Source organism: Desulfatiglans sp. (genome assembly GCA_012513605.1).
Lineage (GTDB): Bacteria > Desulfobacterota > DSM-4660 > Desulfatiglandales > HGW-15 > JAAZBV01.
The window spans coordinates 1-18,722 of sequence record JAAZBV010000029.1 but is presented as its reverse complement, the minus strand read 5'-3'; the positions used below and the strand labels follow the sequence as shown (position 1 = coordinate 18,722).

22 protein-coding genes are annotated in these 18,722 nt (G+C 40.5%); 10 read left to right on the top strand and 12 right to left on the bottom strand.

The genetic code is table 11. The features are described 5' to 3' along the window. Positions 1 to 125 precede the first annotated feature (125 nt). The gene (locus GX654_03470) at positions 126 to 1,052 is read left to right on the top strand and encodes a cation transporter (GenBank protein ID NLD35906.1); all 927 of its coding nucleotides are present in this window, start codon (positions 126 to 128) and stop codon (positions 1,050 to 1,052) included. Positions 1,053 to 1,146: 94 nt separating this feature from the next. Here GX654_03470 and GX654_03465 read toward each other — a convergent pair whose 3' ends face one another. From GX654_03465 to GX654_03410, 12 genes are all read right to left on the bottom strand, one after another. Beyond that, positions 1,147 to 1,599, bottom strand: a complete 453-nt coding sequence (locus tag GX654_03465) for a DUF3795 domain-containing protein (protein NLD35905.1) — start codon at positions 1,597 to 1,599, stop codon at positions 1,147 to 1,149. Positions 1,600 to 1,815: 216 nt separating this feature from the next. Further along, the gene (locus GX654_03460; protein ID NLD35904.1) at positions 1,816 to 2,703 is read right to left on the bottom strand and encodes a PhzF family phenazine biosynthesis protein; all 888 of its coding nucleotides are present in this window, start codon (positions 2,701 to 2,703) and stop codon (positions 1,816 to 1,818) included. 15 nt (positions 2,704 to 2,718) lie between these two features. Continuing rightward, the gene (locus GX654_03455; protein ID NLD35903.1) at positions 2,719 to 3,384 is read right to left on the bottom strand and encodes a class I SAM-dependent methyltransferase; all 666 of its coding nucleotides are present in this window, start codon (positions 3,382 to 3,384) and stop codon (positions 2,719 to 2,721) included. 105 nt (positions 3,385 to 3,489) lie between these two features. Beyond that, positions 3,490 to 3,867: a hypothetical protein gene (locus tag GX654_03450; protein NLD35902.1), complete on the bottom strand. Its 378-nt coding sequence runs from the start codon at positions 3,865 to 3,867 to the stop codon at positions 3,490 to 3,492. Positions 3,868 to 3,984: 117 nt separating this feature from the next. Beyond that, complete coding sequence (locus GX654_03445; GenBank protein ID NLD35901.1) at positions 3,985 to 4,632, bottom strand: glutathione S-transferase family protein; 648 nt, start codon at positions 4,630 to 4,632, stop codon at positions 3,985 to 3,987. Next, positions 4,622 to 4,987 (bottom strand): carboxymuconolactone decarboxylase family protein, encoded by a 366-nt coding sequence (locus GX654_03440; GenBank protein NLD35900.1) that lies wholly within the window; start codon positions 4,985 to 4,987, stop codon positions 4,622 to 4,624. Before GX654_03440 ends, GX654_03445 begins: the two co-directional genes overlap by 11 nt. Positions 4,988 to 5,074: 87 nt before the next feature. After that, positions 5,075 to 5,518 (bottom strand): GNAT family N-acetyltransferase, encoded by a 444-nt coding sequence (locus GX654_03435; GenBank protein ID NLD35899.1) that lies wholly within the window; start codon positions 5,516 to 5,518, stop codon positions 5,075 to 5,077. Between the two features lie 187 nt (positions 5,519 to 5,705). After that, on the bottom strand, positions 5,706 to 6,128 hold the full coding sequence (locus tag GX654_03430) for a hypothetical protein (protein ID NLD35898.1): 423 nt from the start codon (positions 6,126 to 6,128) through the stop codon (positions 5,706 to 5,708). A gap of 21 nt (positions 6,129 to 6,149) precedes the next feature. Beyond that, positions 6,150 to 6,623 carry a hypothetical protein gene (locus tag GX654_03425; protein ID NLD35897.1) on the bottom strand — a complete coding sequence of 158 codons (474 nt, stop codon included), beginning with the start codon at positions 6,621 to 6,623 and terminating at the stop codon, positions 6,150 to 6,152. A 199-nt stretch (positions 6,624 to 6,822) separates the two neighbouring features. Then, positions 6,823 to 8,088: a diaminopimelate decarboxylase gene (locus tag GX654_03420; GenBank protein ID NLD35896.1), complete on the bottom strand. Its 1,266-nt coding sequence runs from the start codon at positions 8,086 to 8,088 to the stop codon at positions 6,823 to 6,825. Between the two features lie 463 nt (positions 8,089 to 8,551). Next, the gene (locus tag GX654_03415) at positions 8,552 to 9,289 is read right to left on the bottom strand and encodes a pyridoxine 5'-phosphate synthase (GenBank protein ID NLD35895.1); all 738 of its coding nucleotides are present in this window, start codon (positions 9,287 to 9,289) and stop codon (positions 8,552 to 8,554) included. A 14-nt stretch (positions 9,290 to 9,303) separates the two neighbouring features. Next, entirely contained in the window at positions 9,304 to 10,842 is a 1,539-nt protein-coding gene (locus GX654_03410; GenBank protein NLD35894.1) for a PLP-dependent aminotransferase family protein, read from the bottom strand. A gap of 326 nt (positions 10,843 to 11,168) precedes the next feature. Between GX654_03410 and GX654_03405 the strand changes: the two genes are divergently transcribed. The 9 genes from GX654_03405 to GX654_03365 form a co-directional block, all read left to right on the top strand. Beyond that, on the top strand, positions 11,169 to 11,975 hold the full coding sequence (locus GX654_03405) for a hypothetical protein (GenBank protein ID NLD35893.1): 807 nt from the start codon (positions 11,169 to 11,171) through the stop codon (positions 11,973 to 11,975). 219 nt (positions 11,976 to 12,194) lie between these two features. Continuing rightward, positions 12,195 to 13,106 (top strand): TRAP transporter substrate-binding protein DctP, encoded by a 912-nt coding sequence (gene dctP, locus GX654_03400; GenBank protein ID NLD35892.1) that lies wholly within the window; start codon positions 12,195 to 12,197, stop codon positions 13,104 to 13,106. A 74-nt stretch (positions 13,107 to 13,180) separates the two neighbouring features. Further along, the gene (locus tag GX654_03395; protein ID NLD35891.1) at positions 13,181 to 13,741 is read left to right on the top strand and encodes a TRAP transporter small permease; all 561 of its coding nucleotides are present in this window, start codon (positions 13,181 to 13,183) and stop codon (positions 13,739 to 13,741) included. A 14-nt stretch (positions 13,742 to 13,755) separates the two neighbouring features. Continuing rightward, positions 13,756 to 15,069, top strand: a complete 1,314-nt coding sequence (locus GX654_03390; protein NLD35890.1) for a TRAP transporter large permease subunit — start codon at positions 13,756 to 13,758, stop codon at positions 15,067 to 15,069. A 9-nt stretch (positions 15,070 to 15,078) separates the two neighbouring features. Beyond that, positions 15,079 to 15,549, top strand: coding sequence for a thioredoxin family protein (locus GX654_03385; protein NLD35889.1), 471 nt, complete (start codon positions 15,079 to 15,081; stop codon positions 15,547 to 15,549). Between the two features lie 130 nt (positions 15,550 to 15,679). Continuing rightward, positions 15,680 to 16,930 (top strand): hypothetical protein, encoded by a 1,251-nt coding sequence (locus tag GX654_03380; GenBank protein ID NLD35888.1) that lies wholly within the window; start codon positions 15,680 to 15,682, stop codon positions 16,928 to 16,930. 134 nt (positions 16,931 to 17,064) lie between these two features. Then, positions 17,065 to 17,697: a class I SAM-dependent methyltransferase gene (locus GX654_03375; GenBank protein ID NLD35887.1), complete on the top strand. Its 633-nt coding sequence runs from the start codon at positions 17,065 to 17,067 to the stop codon at positions 17,695 to 17,697. 238 nt (positions 17,698 to 17,935) lie between these two features. Then, a complete protein-coding gene (locus tag GX654_03370) occupies positions 17,936 to 18,472 on the top strand; it encodes a hypothetical protein (protein NLD35886.1) in 537 nt (178 codons plus the stop codon). Between the two features lie 171 nt (positions 18,473 to 18,643). Next, positions 18,644 to 18,722 (top strand): aquaporin (locus GX654_03365; GenBank protein ID NLD35885.1); only part of this gene is annotated, 79 nt, incomplete at its 3' end.

Sequence of the window (18,722 nt, the reverse complement as noted above, 5' to 3'; positions counted from 1 at the left end):
GCTCTTTGTCTTTGATAGTTTAATTTTTAACTTTCATCAAGAAACTCGCGTTTTAAGATGGACTCTTTCTTATAGATCGCTTTACAGGTCTGAAAAAATATAGAAACAGCCGTGGTAAATAGATAATGAAAAGCCTTAAAGAAAAAATATCGACCAGAACAGGTGCTATCAAGCTTTCAATGATCGTAATAATTTGCCTTATTATCCTCAAGGTATTTATATCCATTATTTCACACAGTATCAGCATCTCCGCTCAGGCGGCTGACAGTCTGCTTGACATTTTTTCAACAGCTATAACCCTTATTGCGCTTAACATGTCCGCTGCACCGGCTGATGAAGAACATCCCTTTGGTCACGGCAAGGCGGAAGGGATTGCTGCTCTTGTTCAGGCTATTCTGGTGCTTGGCGCAGGGGTTTTCATTATCTACTCTTCAGTTCAGCGCATTCTTCATGGTACAGTAATAAGACCGGATGAAGGCATTGCGGTAATGATCATTTCAATAATTGTCAGTTTCATTCTTTCCCGACACCTTCATAATGTTGCCAGGGCAACAGGCTCCACTGCTATTGATGCTTCGGCTAAGAATATAAGCGCAGATGTTTACTCTGCCGCAGGGGTATTAATTGGTCTGATTATGGTACGTATTACAAAAGTAGCTATTATAGACCCGATTATTGCCCTTATAATGGCAGTGTTTGTTTTAAAGGCAGGATATGAAGTCACACTCCGTGCAATGCATGAGCTGATAGATTATGCGTTACCTAAAGAGGAGCAGGCTATTTTAGAAAAATGCCTTGGTGAACATGATACCCTGATTTGCGACTATCATGCAATGCGCAGCAGACGCGCAGGGAATGAAAGGTTTATTGATCTGCATATTGTGATGCCACGAAATCTGAGCTTTGAAGATTCTCATGCCATGTGCGATCACCTTGAGCAGGATATAAAAACCAGGTTAAAAAGCGCCAATGTGATAATACATGCGGAACCATGCAGTTCAGAAAATTGTCCAAAGTGTTCTATTCCTGCCTGTGATTTGCGGTCTGTGTGAGATTATTTTCAACGTTATGTTATTTGAATTATTTATCCTATGTGTATCATTGAGGTTTTTTGTTCCTTACAGTCCCCACTTTAAACTCCTTTGATCAATACCTCGGCTTATCCTTTGTTTCAGCATAATAGGCTTCTATATCTTTTTCCCGGATTTCATAGTTCAGTTTTATCCATCGATTATGGAGGTTTTCATCAAAATTGGTTTTATTGCATGGGAATTCTTCACACTGGAAGCAGAAATCAACTCCCTTTTCCTGATGACAGCTTCTTACACCACAGGCAGTAAAGATCTTACAGTTTTCTTTTCTGCACCCCTTGCAGTTCTCAGAGGCAAAATGGTCCAGCAGTATCTTGAAATCAGGATATTTGCTGAATATGGGGTTGTTCAACAGCGTTTCAAATCTTTTGGCATATGGTTCAAAATTCCCGAGTTTTTCCTTAAGTTTCATGCTGGATTTTCTGATCTCCCCATCAGCATAAGCAAAACATTTTTCACAACTTATTCCGCAGGGGGCCAGTGCGTTAAGTATCTTTTCGTCGATCATCTTTCCTCCTTTATACTTTTTTGAAACGCCGGCCTTTCATCACCCCATGAATTATAGTTTTAGACATATCTACACACTGGTGGATATTCTATAATGTTTTCAAGAACGCATAAAAGAAATTTTGACCTGTAGGGGCAGGCCTGCGTGCCTGCCCGGCGATTGTGGTTAACATCACAAAATACCGGGTGGACACACAGGTCCACCCCTACCAATGATTCATAATTTCATCACACATTCAGATATCGGGGTAACGTGACCTCCAACAAAAATTCCCTCCTTACCATTCATACCCTTTATATGCACATGTAAAATACTCTTGCGTCCCATCTTTGTACCCTGTTCGCTTATGAACCTGGTTCCTGAAGAAGCTGAAATAAGATTATGCTGCATCATATACTGTGCCAGTGGCCCGGTTGAACTGCCGGTTGCAGGGTCTTCTATGATGCCATAATCAGGGGCAAACATGCGAGAGTAAGCTCCTTCAGGTGTGGGAGTAAAAACAAACTGGCAAAATTTATCAGGGTATATCTTTTTTAGTGAATCAATTTTCTCAAAATTGAGATGTACCCTGTCAACAGCCTCTTTATCCTTTACAGCAATAAACAGGGTAGGGTTACCGGCGCTTAACAGTTGAGGTGATATATCTATAAGGTCTTCTGACCTTATGCCAATCGCCTGCGCGCAGATTAATCTGTCAAAGGTCATGCCTGATGTTATTGGTGGTGTACATAACCATATCAACGGGTTCAGCCCTTTATCCACATGAACCGGGACAGGCCCAATGCTCTCTTCAAGCATAAAATTCTTTGTCTCTTCATGAATAATTCCCTCTTTCATAAGCACATAACCAGTACCAATGGTTGGGTGTCCTGCAAAATCCATCTCCTTTACGGGTGTAAATATCCTTACTTTGGCTACACAGTCAGGTCTGGTTGCAGGAAATACAAAGGTGGTCTCTGACAAATTAAGTTCCTTTGCAATTTTCTGCATGGTGGCTGTATCCATGCCTGATGCATCAGGAAATACCGCAAGAGGATTACCCTCAAATGGTGTATTGGTAAAGACATCAACAACTCTATAACTATTCGTTAAATTTGATGGCATATCATTCATCCACTCTTATACATTAGCGACAACCACATTAGCCCTAGGTGTACGAAATAATACATTTACATTTTGGAATCCGGCATCTTTTAATGCCTGCATCTGCGCTTCTTCACTAAAAGGGATATCAATATGATACTCTCCATCTTCAATCAAAGGGTTATTTTTCTTATATTGATAAAACTCGTTTAAAAGCCTTTTCTCTTCTTCTGTTGATACAATATAGTCTCCTTCAATAAAAGCTCCTCCAGAAATAAGGGCTTCTCTCAGCTTTTTATACAGGTAGATCTTTTTTGCCGGCATCAAGTGATGGAGTGACATCACTGTAACTATATAATCATATGAATGGGGTGCCAAATCAATTGAAAGATATGAATCAGCTATGGTTCTGATTTGCTTGTGATGAGCCTCATACTTTTTTACAAGCTTTTTCAACATCTCTTCAGATAAATCAACAGCAGTTATCCTGGCGTTTGGGGCATTTTCAAATATATATTCCAGTTCAATACCTGTGCCAGCACCTAGATCAAGGACTTCGATAGGTTTATCTGTCTTTTCAATAGGAGTAGCAACATTTCTATAGAAATTGTCATATTCCTCAATAGTGGCAGCCATCTTTTCATCATAGCCACTAACTCTTGCATCGAAAAAGGATTTCATCTCTTCATATTTCTCAGACATTATTACATCTTCTTTCTCAAATCTCTGTAATATGTAATCCTGAACCTGCGAACGGTCGGTTCTTCGTTAACCTTATCGTAACAAATGGATTGAATGTTTTTGCTGTCAATTGTTATCTGTTCTCCAAAATATTTCATGCATCCTTAACATATCTTCATTCATATTTGGACCATTAATACATATTCCTGAGTCATCTGCCAAGGCTATCGCCTTTGCCTGGATAAATCTACCCCATCCCCGTATCTCAGTAACCTGCTCCTGTGAGAGAAAGTAGGTAACATTATGAACACCTGACCAAATACAGGCCCCAACACACATTGGACAGGGCTCATTGGAAGCATAGAGATGCGAGTTCAGAAGGGATGCTGGACCATATTTCTTAATTACACTCTCTATTACCAGCATCTCTGCATGACGTAATGGATTTCCAGTTGATCGTGAGTCATTTGCAGCAGACGCAAGAATTTTTCCATCACATTCAATTACCGCTGCAAATGGAGGATTTCCACAATCGAGTGCTTTTTATTGATTTTGTATTAATACTTAGATAATTTCATCCATAACCATCATATCTTTCCTTATAAAACTGTTACTAACCGATTATTTCCGGGTATTTAAATTAAACGCCTTTATAAAAGCTTCACGATATTTCAGTCTTTCCCAATATTTTATACAAATAGATGGAGTATTTATTGCGACATATGATTTTAACCTGGTAGCCGACTCAATACATGTTCCAAGGAGAATGTCCGCTACACTAAAAGTATCTCCCAGTAAAAATTCTCTGCCATCCTTAAGCTCATTTTCGACTTTAGTGATTTGTGTTTCAAACCCCTCCCGGGCTGTCTTGACCGCAACCTCTGATGCGCCGTATCTTTCTTTTAATGCCCCGCCATGTTTACTGAGTATATACAGTGTATGGGCATCCAGCTCTGTCATAACGAAGAAACACCATTGGTATAACCTGGCCCTCTCAATAGTTCCTAAAACAGGAATAGTATTTTTATCACCAAAGCGTTCTGTAAGGTAAAGGCAGATAGCAGCGCTTTCAAATAGATAAATACCATCAATTTTTAATGAAAGTATTTTTCCGGTAAGGTTGATTTTCTTATATTCATCGCTTTTGCTATATTCGCTATCCGGTAAAACTTTAACAGACTGATATGGAATAGATAACTCATTCAGTATCCAGTGAACCCTTAATGTCCTTAATGTATTATGTCCATATAATACTATTTCATTTTCCATTTCTTTTCTCTCTGAAGTATTCCAATGCTTTAAGGACAAAACGTGCATATGCCCCTGCTGGCCCTCCACCCATCTCAATCGCCACATCTATGGTTTCGTAAACTTCTTCATCTGAAGCCCCCACCATTAAAGCCTGGTCAAGATGCCATTCCATGCATGGTTCGCATTTAGTTACTATAGATATAGATAATGCCATCAGTTCTTTTGTCTTTTTACTCAAGGCTCCATCCTTAAATGCCTTTTCTTCCAACTCAAGAAATGGCTTGTATGTTTTTACATTCTTAAGGAATTCCAGATGTAAACTCTTACGATCTTCTATACTCTGTTCTATCTTTTTAATGGTCAAATCAGACATAGCATGCTCCTTTATATTTATTTGCACCACAATTTAATCAGTGACATATGATATAAAACGTTATACCTACCACGGAGAACACGGAGGTCACGGAGTAACGCAATTAAAAAACCGAATATATACCTTTTGGTCTTTAAGAAGATTATATCCAATCTGAGGATAAAAATGGTGTGATTCTATTCGTTTGGTATCAGACCGGACAATTATCCCTTCATAGTTATTATTTTGAGCCCAGGCTTCCGCATATTCTACAAGACGCTGCCCCAAACCTTTTCGCCTGTATTTTTCTGAAACGATCAATCCTCCAATTTCAGCAAGAGGTCGTATAAGCAATAAAATACGAGGCATTATATGGATCCAACCCACAATTTTATATGAATCGCATTCAGCCACGAAAATAGCATGGTTTATGTCTGATTTTATTTTCATGAAACGCTGAAGGACAATTTTCTTATCACTTGAGTAGCCAAGCTCCCCGCTCAGTTTTGCTATCATTGGCACATCTTCAATTTTTGCTTCACGAATATTCATATTTCATTAGAACCTTTCTTCAAATTTCACACAGAGACACAAAGCCACGGAGATTACATAGTCTTAAAAAATCATGTCTATATTCTTTGTGTAAATCTATTGTTGTGTTAACTAATAATTTATCAATATCATTTTCAATCATATTTTCTTTGTGCCTTAGTGCCTTTGTGTGAGATGAAAAATAATGTCATTTTGGTATTTCAGCCCATACCTGTTTTGTACCAATAAAATGTATTAATCCAGCAATAAGACTTACTATTGAAGTCCATAATATAAAGCTGGTCAATTGTTCCGGTCTGAATATAAAAGTAACCAGTAAAAGGCCACGAATGGTATATATTGATGATATCACCACTAGGCCGGTTTTTAATAGCGGTAACCTTTTGACTAACCCTGCGCCTGAATAGGCATATAATCCCCATATGAGGAATATAACAACAAGAAAAAAGGTAACTATGTCCGGGAGCAGGGAACCATTTTCCTCTAATTTTGCCATCTGTTCACCTGCACCCCAGAACCGATACCAGTCAGGGCCACCTAAAATAATGGCAACATGCAGTAATGCAACTAAAATACTGAATGTGCCTCCGGATAATAAAAATCTATTCATTTGTATAACCTCATATCGAATCTACTGCTTTTCCATGATTTTCATTATGTTCAGGGATTTTCCCTGTTCATCGACACCTTTAAATGTCTGTGTCATCGTTTTTCCATCCTTGCTGATTATTTTATGGTATAGCCCGACCTGATTACCATTTTGCGTAATAACCGCAAACCAGTGTCCAGGCTCAACATAACCTTCGACATAGAGCAATCCTGCAGGGAGAGTTTTTGAAAGACATTTAGCAACTCCACCTTCTCTCGGCCATGTCCATTTGCCGGAATCAGTAGAACCATCCTCAAAAACAGTTGATATGGCAAGTTCCATTAAATCCCCTTCTATGTCACGATAGATATTAATATCCTCTTTTATATTTTTTTGATCAGCCGGAAGGACTGATTTCGCAATATTTAGCTTCCAGGTACCAATAATGGGATCAGCAGCCCAGAGAGTGTTGGGTAAAGAAAGAATAATAAAAAAAAGAAAAATTATTTTACGCATGGTTAATTTCCTCTAAAAGTGTTGGTGAATATTCGAAAATCCAAAGTTCTTATGTAGCCTACTACTATGTCGGCTAATTTTTGTATATTTAGTTTATTCATGTTTTCTTTGTGCCTTCGTCTGTCCCGCCATAGTTTTAACGACGGCGGATGCCTTAGTGTGAGACTAAAAGTGTGCGCGCCGGATAGTAATTGTCTGTTTATATCCTAAACCCTTCAAGTTTCTTAAAATCAAGTGTTGCAAAATAGTCATCAACTGTCTCAGCCCTTCTTATCTCAATGACCTTGCCATCCTCACGAAGTAAGAGTTCAGCAGAACGAAGCTTGCCATTGTAGTTGAAACCCATTGAATGGCCATGGGCGCCTGTGTCGTGTATCACAATAAGATCTCCTATTTCAATTCCCGGCAGTTGCCGGTCTATGGCAAACCTGTCTATTGGTTCACACAAAGAGCCTGTAACATCATAGATATGATTATGCACCATCTCCTCTTTACCCGGAATGGTTATATGATGATATGCCCCATACATCCCCGGACTCATAAGGTTTGCCATGCATGCATCCAGCCCTATGTGGGTTTTGTATATCTCCTTTTTATGCAGCACTCTTGATACAAGATATCCGTATGGCCCTGTTATGGCTCTGCCACACTCCATGAAGAGCGAAAGCGGGTGAAGAACTGTACCCTTTATCTTCTCATCATATCTTTTATGGATTTGATCACCTACATACACTAAATCTACTTTTTTATCATCAGGTTTATACGGGATACCGATACCGCCGCTTATATTTACAAACTCAAGACGAATATTAAGCTTATCCATTATTTCTATTGCAAGGTCAAAGAGCATATTGGCCGTATCAACAAAGTAGTCAGGGTTAAGCTCATTGGATGCTATAAATGTATGGATACCAAACCTTGTTGCCCCTTTCTGGCGCAGTTGAGATAAACCTGTAAAAACCTGTTCTCTGGTAAACCCGTACTTTGCTGATTCAGGGTTGCCCATAATAAAGCTTCCTTCCCTAAGCTTTCCGGGGTTGTACCTCACAGATATAACATCAGGGATACCACATGTTTTTTCCAGAAATGGAATATGGCTTATATCATCCAGGTTGATAATGGCACCTAGTTCCCTGGCCTTTTTAAATTCACAAGCAGGAGTATCGTTGGAGGAGAACATGATTTCGTCTCCTGCAATCCCTGCCTTTTCAGAGAGGAGCAGTTCAGGTAAAGAGCTGCAATCGGTCCCGAAACCTTCGCTTTTAAGTATTTTTAATATAAAGGGATTTGGAGTTGCCTTAACGGCAAAATACTCTTTAAAGCCAGGGTTCCAGGAAAAAGCCTTGAGTAATTCCCTTGCATTCGCCCTTATCGCCATTTCATCATATATGTGAAACGGCGTAGGGAATCTCTCGGATATTCTTTCCAAATTATCTTTTGTGAAGGGGAGTGTTCTTTTTTTCATTTATTATTTTGCCTTTCAAATTACCAGAATTGACCTGTTCACCAACCGTAGGGGCACGGCGCACCGTGCCCAAACCCAAAAGGGCACGCTGCGGCGTGCCCCTACAATCGTGGAAATACCACGAAATTAAAATGTTGGGTGGTGTTTTATACGCAACCATGTAGACAAGGCATGCCTTGTCTCTACAAAATGTATAATACAAAACCAGGTCAGGAATAAACCCCGACCCTACGTTTGAAAATAAAAATATGAACGTCCAACATCGAACGTCCAACTTTCAAGTTCCAATGAAAAATCAAAAAGCAAATGTAGTGTGGTGTTTTATACACCACCATGTAGACAAGGCATGCCTTGTCTCTACTAAATGTATAATACAAAACCATGTCGGGGATAAGCCCCGACCCTACGTTTAAAAACTAAAATATGAACGTCCAACACCTGTCGCGCCATAGTTCATCTTTTTTTATCTATTCTTATTGCTGCATATACCAAGATACCTCTTGACTACTTCCTTCATACCAAATTCAATGCATTCAACTGTTAGTGCATGCCCTATTGAAACCTCAAGTATCCCATCAATTTCAAGGAATTTAGGCAGATTTTTCAAATTCAGGTCATGCCCTGCATTAACTCCTATACCCATCTCCTGTGCCGCTTCAGCAGAGGCCTTGTACTTATTAAATACTTTATCAGATAAAGAAGAACCGAATAATGCGGCAAATGATTCAGTATACAGTTCAATCCGATCAGCGCCGGTTTCTGGCACCAGTTTTATCTGCTTTATATCGGGATCAACAAATATGGATGCCCTGCATCCCGCCTTTTTTATCAACCCTATTGTTTCTTTAATGAACACCTTTTCCTTTTTTATATCCCACCCATGATCAGAGGTAAGCTGATTTATCGAATCAGGTACTATGGTGCATTGATCCGGTCTGATATCTTGGATTAATTGGATATAGTCTCTTGAAGGGTATCCCTCTACATTCAATTCAACATCAGGGTAATCCTTAAGTAATTCAGCAAGGTCTAAAACATCCCGTCTTTTAATATGTCTTTCATCCAGGCGGGGATGAACTGTAATACCATTTACGCCTAGTTCAATAAACTTTTTTGCAAACTCTATTACGTTTGGAAAATCATTGCCCCTTGAATTTCTTATAAGCGCTATTTTATTCAGGTTTACACTTAAATTTGTCATATATACCTCGTAATTTATATAAAATCCCCAAGACCGCTTAAACCAGGTTCACTGGGGCTGCCTTTTAACAATTCTAATACGGCCTCTCCAAGGGCCTTTATCCCTGTTTTGATCTGCTCAGGCGTGACGCCGCTGTATGACAACCTGAAGGCATTAATAAACCTGTGATCAATGTCCTGCATGGGGCCGGGTGAAAATGATACACCTTTTTCTATTGCATTAAGAAAAAGGGCAATACTTGAATAACCCCTGGGAAGCTCCACCCACATATGATAGCCGCCATTGGGCTTTGTCCAGGTAACACCTTCAGGCATGTTCTTTTTCAAGGATTCAATCACAGTGTCACGTCTTACCTTGTAGTGTTCCCTGGCCTTTTTAAGGTGCGCATCATATTCACCTGATTTTAAAAGAGATAAGGCTATGCCCTGCATAAGTGGCGGTGAACCAAGGTCCATGGCCCTTTTAAGGGCGCATATACTATTAATTCGTTCTTCGTCGCCTATGAGCCATCCAATCCTTAAGCCCACCATAAAGGATTTTGATAAAGAGCCCATAACAAAACAGTTTTTGTTACCTGCCTCAGCCAGTATGCTTTTACGTAAAGGCCCTTCAAACCTGAGGTCATGGAATATCTCATCAGCAAGCAGCTCAGCATGATTGGCCTTTGCCCAGTTAATAAGCTGTGTCTGCCTCTCTTTGCTTAAGTCTGTTCCCATAGGGTGATGAAACTCAGGGCATAAATAGAGCAGGGCAGGGGGCCCGTCATTAAAGCGTCCCAGCTTTTCTATTATGATGCCATCCCTGTCTCTTGCAGCCGTCTCCACCCAGTGCCCTATTGCTCCGAATACCCTGGGTATGCCAAGCCAGCATGGTGTTTCGCATATGATCCTTTGCCTGTTTTCAAGGGCAGACTGTGCCAGTATAGATGCAGCCTGCTGTGAGCCATTTGTAATAAGTATGTTTTCAGCGGTTATACCCATCCCTTCTGCATTAAACCTTTTTGCAAGCTCCTCCCTCAGTGCCTTTAAACCCAGAGGTGATTCACCATAAATATAGTATTCATCCTCCCCTTTCTTAAGAGCCTCTTTGGTGAGTCGGGCGAGTGCTCCCTCTTCTATCAGCGCCGGATCAGGTATACCCGATGTAAAATGGGTCAGGCCGGGCCTTTTTGCAAGCTCCATTAATGCCTCAAGGCTCCTGGTTACGCCCATACGCAGTCTTTGCGCTGCCATTGTGGATTCACCATTCACCCTTGGGTCTGAGATAATGCTTTTCCCCTTTTCATGAGTTTCTTCCTTTGATGCCTGTTTACTCCTGTCCAGAACAAAGGTACCCCTGCCCACATGTGAACCGATAAGCCCCTGAGCAGACAAATCCTTAAACGCCCTTCGTATTGTGGAATGGGTTACTCCAATATTGCCTGCAAGGGTGGTAACTGCTGGTAACTGTTCCCCGGCCTTTAATTCACCCTTTTTAATGGCCTTTTCAATTGTATTTCGTATCTGAACATACAGGGCTTCACCCGAATTTTTTTTAATCTTAATGGGTATCATATTTACCTTAATATATTAATAGATATATTAATACGGTATTAATATGTATTTCGTCAAGAAATATTCAGCCAGATTTTTTTTGTAAAGGTTAAATGTAAAAATACCTTGATTTTTCGAGATAGTAGCCCTAATAAAACTTAAATATGAAATTTGTGTCAGTACATACAAATAGAAAATAATATACTCTTATGCCAATTCTGAGTATTTCGCTGATAAAGTGAAAGGAGGATATTATGAAATCCTGCAAATTGTATTTACTTCTTTCCTTGTTGTTTATCTATTGTTTCTCAGGATGTGAAAACCAAAATTACAGCAGAATTGTTTTTATGCAGGGCCCTCCCGGTAGTATCTGGGGCAACCTGTATACCATTGATAACACCGGTAACAATATGGTTCAGCTGACCAATAGCGGCAGGGATGCATACCCAAGGTGGTCACCTGAAAAGGATAGGATTGTTTTTAATCGCAGGGCAAGTGGGGCTGCCGGTAACTGGGATATCTATATGATAAATCCAGATGGTACAGGGGAGGCGGGTATTATCACCGGTGAGCCGGATGATATTTATCCATCATGGTCTCCGGATGGGTATAAACTGGTCTTTGTAAGGCTTCATCGCAGCCTGCCTGGCGGTAACGCAATTATTGTTCATAACATCGAGACGCACAATGAAGAAATCCTGGATGATTTTTCGATTATAGGCAGAAATTTCAGTCTCTTTGATCCATGCTGGTCTCCGGATGGAGATAAAATCGCCTTTTATGGTGCGGCTGAAGATAACAGCGGGATTTATACAATAAGCTATCCGGCGGGGATTCCATGGGAATATATGAGGGTACTTGGAAGCCAGCCAGACTGGACTTCAAAGGCCCACGTGGGTGACAGAGGAAAAATTGTTTATCGCAGGAATGGTATCCATGTAATGAATGGAAATGGCATTGAAGACCGCCTGATCTATAATCTGGGTGAAAACCCCAAATGGTCTGTAAATTTTAATGAAATTGTCTTTCAAAAGATAAACACATCAGGAAGCGCTCCTTATACAAATCAGATTTACAAAATAGAGGAGAATGGAACACTGCCTGTTCAGCTTACAAATAATCCATTTCTGGAACATAAGTACCCGCACTGGTGATCGACGATATGGCTAATGTGACGAAACAGGGGATAAACGCAAGAAGGCGCTTGTTGGAATTAATAGTAAAAACTGCAAAGGCGAATATATAAAACATACAGGAGGATAAATAAAATTAAAAAAATACATTTTTTACTGGTTTTGTTGGTGTTGGCTTCTGTTATTATTTACCTCTCTTTGGGATCATGCACCAATCAGAAAGAGAGACTTGAGTTATCAATGGTCAATTTTGTATCCGATGTCCCTCCTGGCGCAAACTGGGCCCATCTCTTTATAGATAATGTAGAAAAGATGTCTAACGGCACCATTAAGATAAGGTTCTTAGGGCCTGAATCCATACCATCATCTGATGCCCCTGCAGCCGTAAAAAGGGGGACTGTAGATATAGCAAGCGCCCTGGCAGCTTTCTGCGATGCCCTTGTTCCAGGCGCAAGCTCAATAGGACGCGCGGAATACAGCCCGATGGAATTAAGGAATGGCCCCGCATTCAAGTATTACCAGGAGCAGTTTGCCGGGCAGGGTATATATTATCTGGGAGCATCAGTATCCTCTCTACCCCAGGTACAGACTGTGTTTTATCTGAGAAGAGATATCAAAAACCTGAAAGACATGGAAGGGCTTAAGATTGCGTCCATGGGAGGTTCCAACAGGAGGTTTATTGAAAAACTCAAGGCCGTATGCGTGCCTATAGATTTCCCTGACTACTTCACATCCATGGAGCGTGGAACAGTAGACGGCTACAATATCGGTATCCCAGGCATCCAGGATTTCAGCCTTGCGCCGGTCACAAAGGTCATGCTGGATGAACCGATTGGTTCATGTGCCGGGATGATGATCATGAATATGGATAAATACAAGAGTCTTACTCCTGAACAGCAGGATGTACTTAACAGGGCAATAATTCAGGCAGAGATAGATGGCGCTGCCATGTTCACTGAGGTGGTGGAGAATGTGAAAAGAGATATTTCAGCCGCGGGTGTTAAGATTATACGTCTGCCCCCTTCCGACTCAAGGCAATTCTACCTTGATTGTCGGGATGCCATGTGGGAGGGAGATATGCAAAGATGGCCTGATGTTATACCCAAATTAAGGTCATGGCTTATAAATCCTGCATTTTCGAGGGCGAATTAGATGAAGGCTGAAAGATGAAGGATGAAAGATTAAAGATTAAAGATGAAAGCCTCATTAGCCCTTAGAGGGATAATATGAAAACCCTGCAAAAAGCAGAATTTTTATTCGATAAAATTATAGACTATATGCTCACGCTAGCCGCTGTCATCATTGTCCTGGATGCCCTTGCAGTATCAATGGATGTTATCTTAAGGAAGGTCATAGGTTTTACCTGGGCGCCCCTTTATGAGATCATCACATACAGCCTTCTGTGGATGACCTTCTTAGGCACCACAGCAATCATGAGACAGAATGGCCATGTAAAAATGGATTCCATCACGGGCAGTCTTTCCGCAAAAAATGAGGCACTTTTGAATGTAATCAGCCACTCTATATGCATACTGATTGCAGCCATAATGCTCTACTACACTGTAAAACTTACTTTAGCAGATTATCAGGCCAGTTTTATCCTTGCATCCATATTGAATCCGCCTAAATGGCCTATTGAAATAATAATACCCATTGGATTTTTTATGCTGTTTCTTCAGCTCATTAGAAACACAAGGGATTTTTTAAAGAGATATTTGCTTCTATCAGGCATGGAAAAGGCTGATGACAAGAAGTCTGACGTTAAAAAGTTCCCTTCACATACTTAACCGGAGGTATTGCCTTGGAGTGGTATTTTGCCATTTTGCTGATGTTCGGGTTGCTGGTTATCCTCATGGGAACAGGCATGCCCATATCATTTGCCTTCATATTCATCTGCATTATCGGGGGATACATTTTCTGGGGAGGCGAAGCGGGACTCGAACAACTTGCCATGAGCTTTTACAGTTCGGTTACCAATTATAACTTTTTACCCATACCTCTTTTTATTCTTATGGGCGATATTGTCTTTACATCAGGAACAGGAACACGTCTTATTGATGCCATAGACCAGATACTTGGCAAGCTCCCCGGAAGACTCAGCATACTTGCTATTGGCTCCGGCGTTCTACTTGGAACAATGATCGGCATAAGCGGGGGCTCCATAGGCATACTCGGAAAGGTGCTTGTCCCGGAAATGAACAGAAAAGGATACTCTAAAACCATGTCACTGGGGCCTATCGTATCAAGCGGGACACTTGCCATCCTTATACCACCCAGCGCCCTTGCAGTTTTCCTTGGAGCAGTTGCACAGGTTTCCATCGGTAAATTGCTTCTTGCCATCATAATACCGGGGCTCCTCGTAGCTGCCATGTTCATAGGTTATATTATCATACGTTGCATTATCAATCCCTCCCTGGCTCCGAATTATGAGGTCCCTCACGTATCACTTTCACAAAAGATCAGGATTATATTTACACAGATAGCCCCTGTAGTGCTTGTGATTTTTGCGGTTATAGGCAGTGTATTTACCGGCATTGCAACCCCCGGAGAATCGGCCGCACTTGGGGTAATAGCATGTTATATTCTGGCCGCAATATACAGGAAGCTATCACTAAAGACCATCAGGGTCTCTGCACAGAACACTATCCACGTTACAGTAATGGTCTTTTTCATTGTTGTTGGTTCTATAAGCTTCAGCCGCATACTGGCCACAACCGGGGCTATCACAGGTCTCATCGGGTGGGCAACCGGTCTTGAAGTTCACCCTGTAATGCTTGTTATTGCGACCCAGCTTATCCTTATATTCCTGGGTGCATTTATGGACCCTGCAAGTATTGTCATGATTACTGTCCCGGTCTTTTTCCCTCTCATAAAGGCGCTTGGATATGATACCCTCTGGTTTGCAGTGATATCACTGATAAACATACAATTAGGTTTGATCAGCCCCCCGTTCGGTATGGACTGTTTTACCATGAAGGCCATTGCTCCGACAGGTGTTACTCTCGGTGATGTGTTCAGGTCAACTATGCCCTTTATGCTACTGGGTTTTCTTGCTATGACGTTGATTATGATATTTCCCCAGATCGGGCTCTTTTTACCGAATCTGATGCAGTGAGAATTGGTAATGGATTTTTATAAAGGCAAACAGATGATAAAAACAAAGACAGCATTTGTTATTACAGTATTGATATTACTCTTTTTAAAGACCACCAGTTCTTATGCCACAGAATTAAAATGGGAAAAAACTGCACAATCAGCCTTTTACAAGGCAATGTCTGAAAAAAAGAAGATATTGCTCTTTGTTGGAAGAGATGACTGCGGTAAATGCAGATACATGCTAACGCAGGTCTTTGAATCAGAGAAGCCGCCTGTAAAGAGCTTGCTTGAAAATAACTTTGTCCTGTGGTTTTCTAATGCGGATAAAAGCACTGAATGGCATCGTACAGCCCTTGATCTAAATGAGATTCCATTACCTCTTATTTGTATTATTGATCCGGATAAAAGTGATAAGGTATATGAAGATCGAACCACAGGTATACAACACAGTCCTGAATTCTATCCCCGTCTGTTGAAACATATTAAGAAGGGAAATTAAAGAAGTTTTTTTGTCTCGGGTGGAATATCGGTTAGTAATAGGATGTATCGTTTCAAAACAGGCGAAAAGACTGTAAATATATTTATACCATGATATAGGTATAATCACAGATACTTGGAGGTGTGATAATATGAGATTTCGAACTCCTTTGCTGATTTTGATGCTTTTTGTCCTAGAGGTGAATGCGTCAGCAGACATTCTGGTTGTCTATAATCAGGGCAATACTCCAGTACCGATATCGGGTGATATATCTGCAAACAATATCTCCTCACTGAAACTCTCCGCTACACAAGAATCAGATATCTCCATGGATGAAGAAACAGTTCAAATCGAACGTACAGATTACGGAGAGTATAATGTAAGATGCTCTTTTACGATGCAGTCGCACTCCGACAAAGAACTGACACGATTGATAGGTTTTCCTATTATTGATTCAAGATATGATGCAGAAATGGCGAGTTCATTCAAGGTAAAGGTCGACGATAAGAGTGTGTCGACAAAGGTTATCATGATTCGAGAATCAACCTGGGAAGAAAGATTATTTGGATTACACAATCATGAAGACTTTAATTACCCTGGTTATGTTGTATGGCCTGTAATCTGGGAGCCAAAAAAAAATATAAAAATTATTTGTACCTATAATGCAGGAAATGCTTTTTGGATTGAAGATTTCGTAGATATCGAGCAATTGCAGTATATCGTAAGAACCGGTGCTCTATGGAAAGGACCAATTGGTAAGGCTAGAATATCGGTTAAAAATCTACTAAATATTAAGGATTTCAAGCTTGACGGACAAAAAATAATAAATTTTTCCGAAAAATACAAAATCCAAATATCATACCCAGAAAATGTAGAGTGGATCTCAAATGATGAAATTGTTTGGAACTTTAAGGATTGGGAGCCTGATAAGGATATTGTCATTAACATGGGCAAGTGGCTCGGTTTTCACGATGAATACTTTTTCAGACTACCATCTCCTTATAAAGGGGATAGGATAAAATATACTGACGAGATGCTGGATTCACTTGTCGAGAGAGAAATTGGCCCATGGCGAGACATGTTTCCGCAGGAAGTGGAAAAAATGAATAAGAAGCCTTTAAAAAAATATATTGCTACATGGTTGTATAATGAGATTACAGCCCGACACGGTGATGCTTTTATTTTAGGCAAGGTGGGTAATGGACCAAAACCAAAGGCAACTTATGATGAGGATGACAGGTTTTACTATGCAAAATGGAAAGCCTTCTTCGATTTATATAGAAAGTATGGCAGATGGTATCAACCTGATGTTAATAAAACCATTAATGATACTGACTTGAACAACTTTGAGCGTGAAAATCGTGCATTTCTAAAAAAACAATACTTAGATGAATACGAATGATCTGAAAAGTAATGGGTGGGTGTCTGATGGCAATGCGTGTCTGACCTCCACAGTTGATATGGAAATAATACACACTGTTTTAACAAATGTACAGCATTGACACAGTATTTTTTATAAGCAGGGAACGAAATATAATGAATTCTCAAAGGCGGGACTTTGATAAAGAGGCTGACTCATGGGATGAAAATCCTGTAAGGGTCAAGCTAGCAAAGGATGTTGCCTCTGCCATAACAAAACAGATCATCTTAACCCATGAAATGGATGTTATGGACTTTGGCTGTGGCACTGGGTTATTGACCTTTCAACTCCAGCCCCTTGTTCATTCCATTACTGGCGTTGACAGTTCACAGGGGATGCTGGGTATATTTAATAAGAGGATCAATGACTTGAAGCATGGTGGGATTAAAGCCTTATTCCTTGATCTTGACAGGGGTGATACACTTAGCGGGTCATATGACCTTGTTATGAGCAACATGACCCTGCATCATGTTAAGGAGCTGAAACCTCTTTTCTATCAATTTCAAAGTATCATTGTCCCTGGCGGTTATCTGTGCATTGCTGACCTGGATCTGGATGATGGCCTTTTTCATGATGATAAAACAGGGGTATTCCATTCCGGATTTGACCGGGCTGCTATGCGGGAGGTTTTTGTAGAGGCAGGGTTTGAAAATATACAGGATATTACCGCTGCAGAAGTCATGAAACCGACCAGTAAGGGAGAAATGGGGCGGTTCACAATATTTCTTATGACAGGTCAGAAAAGATAAGATCAACCGATATGACGCAGAGCGTCAAGGCAGGCATTCCCACGGGGGACCATGGGAACGAGAGACGACAATTATCGGACGATATCTGACTCCAAATCGAAATCGAAATTTATATCGACATCGAAATCGGTATTTGCTCAGGCATTAAAATGTTGGATCCGCCTGATAAGGCGAAGGAAAAAGCTCCAATCGCAATTACAAAATAGATGATGTACATTTAACTCAAGGAGGAATATAAATGAAGACAGCTATTATTACTATTCTTTTCTTTTTATCTTCTGGTTTTGCATGGGCACAAACCTCAATAGATGCATTTGGTAACAGGATTATCTTTACAAAACCGGATGAGAAGGTCTGGAACCTTGTTAAAGATACCGCCCCTGGTGAAGGTGAAAAAGGTGTTCTGGTTTTTAAACATGAAAAGATCATTGGCAAAAAAGGTGTGCTATCTGAGCCTGTCATATCCCTTATCTATGAACAGGTTCCGAAATCGATGAATGCCGCTGCATATGCAATGAAAGGGTTGGAGGATATAGAAAAGTCTTTAAAGATAACGTGGAATCTCCTTGGCGGATATCCTGATTACTCATCTGACCAGCATTCTGTGGTATATAAGGCCAGGTATAAAAAATCGGGCATCCCTCACAGGGTTTATCTTTGTTATATCCTTTATAATAATACTGGTGTAGTCATTATTGCCGACTCTGCAGAGGATGTTTTTAAGCAGGTGGATGCGGATATGCTTGCTTTTATTAAGTCTGTGGTCATTCAGTAAAAAATGCGATCAGAAACTGAGCCTCAAAACAAAGGTCGCGACGGTTGGTAGAGGGGACGAAAAAAATTGATTGCATGTCATTTAACTGTGGTATTTTATGTAGGTTAGCGTTATTTGTACCCTTGTCTTAGCAGGGTATTTTATTAATCAACATAATTCAAGGAGGGAAGTATGAAGAGGTATAGCGCTGAGTTCTTTGGTACATTTTGGCTTGTTCTTGGTGGGTGCGGCAGTGCTGTTCTGGCTGCTG

What these genes read in the sequence shown, in the direction of transcription:
- GX654_03470 (NLD35906.1), top strand. Translation starts at nt 126, where the DNA reads ATGAAAAGCCTTAAAGAAAAAATATCGACCAGAACAGGTGCTATCAAG.
- GX654_03465 (NLD35905.1), bottom strand. Translation starts at nt 1,599, where the DNA reads ATGATCGACGAAAAGATACTTAACGCACTGGCCCCCTGCGGAATAAGT.
- GX654_03460 (NLD35904.1), bottom strand. Translation starts at nt 2,703, where the DNA reads ATGCCATCAAATTTAACGAATAGTTATAGAGTTGTTGATGTCTTTACC.
- GX654_03455 (NLD35903.1), bottom strand. Translation starts at nt 3,384, where the DNA reads ATGTCTGAGAAATATGAAGAGATGAAATCCTTTTTCGATGCAAGAGTT.
- GX654_03445 (NLD35901.1), bottom strand. Translation starts at nt 4,632, where the DNA reads ATGGAAAATGAAATAGTATTATATGGACATAATACATTAAGGACATTA.
- GX654_03440 (NLD35900.1), bottom strand. Translation starts at nt 4,987, where the DNA reads ATGTCTGATTTGACCATTAAAAAGATAGAACAGAGTATAGAAGATCGT.
- GX654_03435 (NLD35899.1), bottom strand. Translation starts at nt 5,518, where the DNA reads ATGAATATTCGTGAAGCAAAAATTGAAGATGTGCCAATGATAGCAAAA.
- GX654_03430 (NLD35898.1), bottom strand. Translation starts at nt 6,128, where the DNA reads ATGAATAGATTTTTATTATCCGGAGGCACATTCAGTATTTTAGTTGCA.
- GX654_03425 (NLD35897.1), bottom strand. Translation starts at nt 6,623, where the DNA reads ATGCGTAAAATAATTTTTCTTTTTTTTATTATTCTTTCTTTACCCAAC.
- GX654_03420 (NLD35896.1), bottom strand. Translation starts at nt 8,088, where the DNA reads ATGAAAAAAAGAACACTCCCCTTCACAAAAGATAATTTGGAAAGAATA.
- GX654_03415 (NLD35895.1), bottom strand. Translation starts at nt 9,289, where the DNA reads ATGACAAATTTAAGTGTAAACCTGAATAAAATAGCGCTTATAAGAAAT.
- GX654_03410 (NLD35894.1), bottom strand. Translation starts at nt 10,842, where the DNA reads ATGATACCCATTAAGATTAAAAAAAATTCGGGTGAAGCCCTGTATGTT.
- GX654_03405 (NLD35893.1), top strand. Translation starts at nt 11,169, where the DNA reads ATGCAGGGCCCTCCCGGTAGTATCTGGGGCAACCTGTATACCATTGAT.
- dctP (NLD35892.1), top strand. Translation starts at nt 12,195, where the DNA reads ATGGTCAATTTTGTATCCGATGTCCCTCCTGGCGCAAACTGGGCCCAT.
- GX654_03395 (NLD35891.1), top strand. Translation starts at nt 13,181, where the DNA reads ATGAAAACCCTGCAAAAAGCAGAATTTTTATTCGATAAAATTATAGAC.
- GX654_03385 (NLD35889.1), top strand. Translation starts at nt 15,079, where the DNA reads ATGGATTTTTATAAAGGCAAACAGATGATAAAAACAAAGACAGCATTT.
- GX654_03380 (NLD35888.1), top strand. Translation starts at nt 15,680, where the DNA reads ATGAGATTTCGAACTCCTTTGCTGATTTTGATGCTTTTTGTCCTAGAG.
- GX654_03375 (NLD35887.1), top strand. Translation starts at nt 17,065, where the DNA reads ATGAATTCTCAAAGGCGGGACTTTGATAAAGAGGCTGACTCATGGGAT.
- GX654_03370 (NLD35886.1), top strand. Translation starts at nt 17,936, where the DNA reads ATGAAGACAGCTATTATTACTATTCTTTTCTTTTTATCTTCTGGTTTT.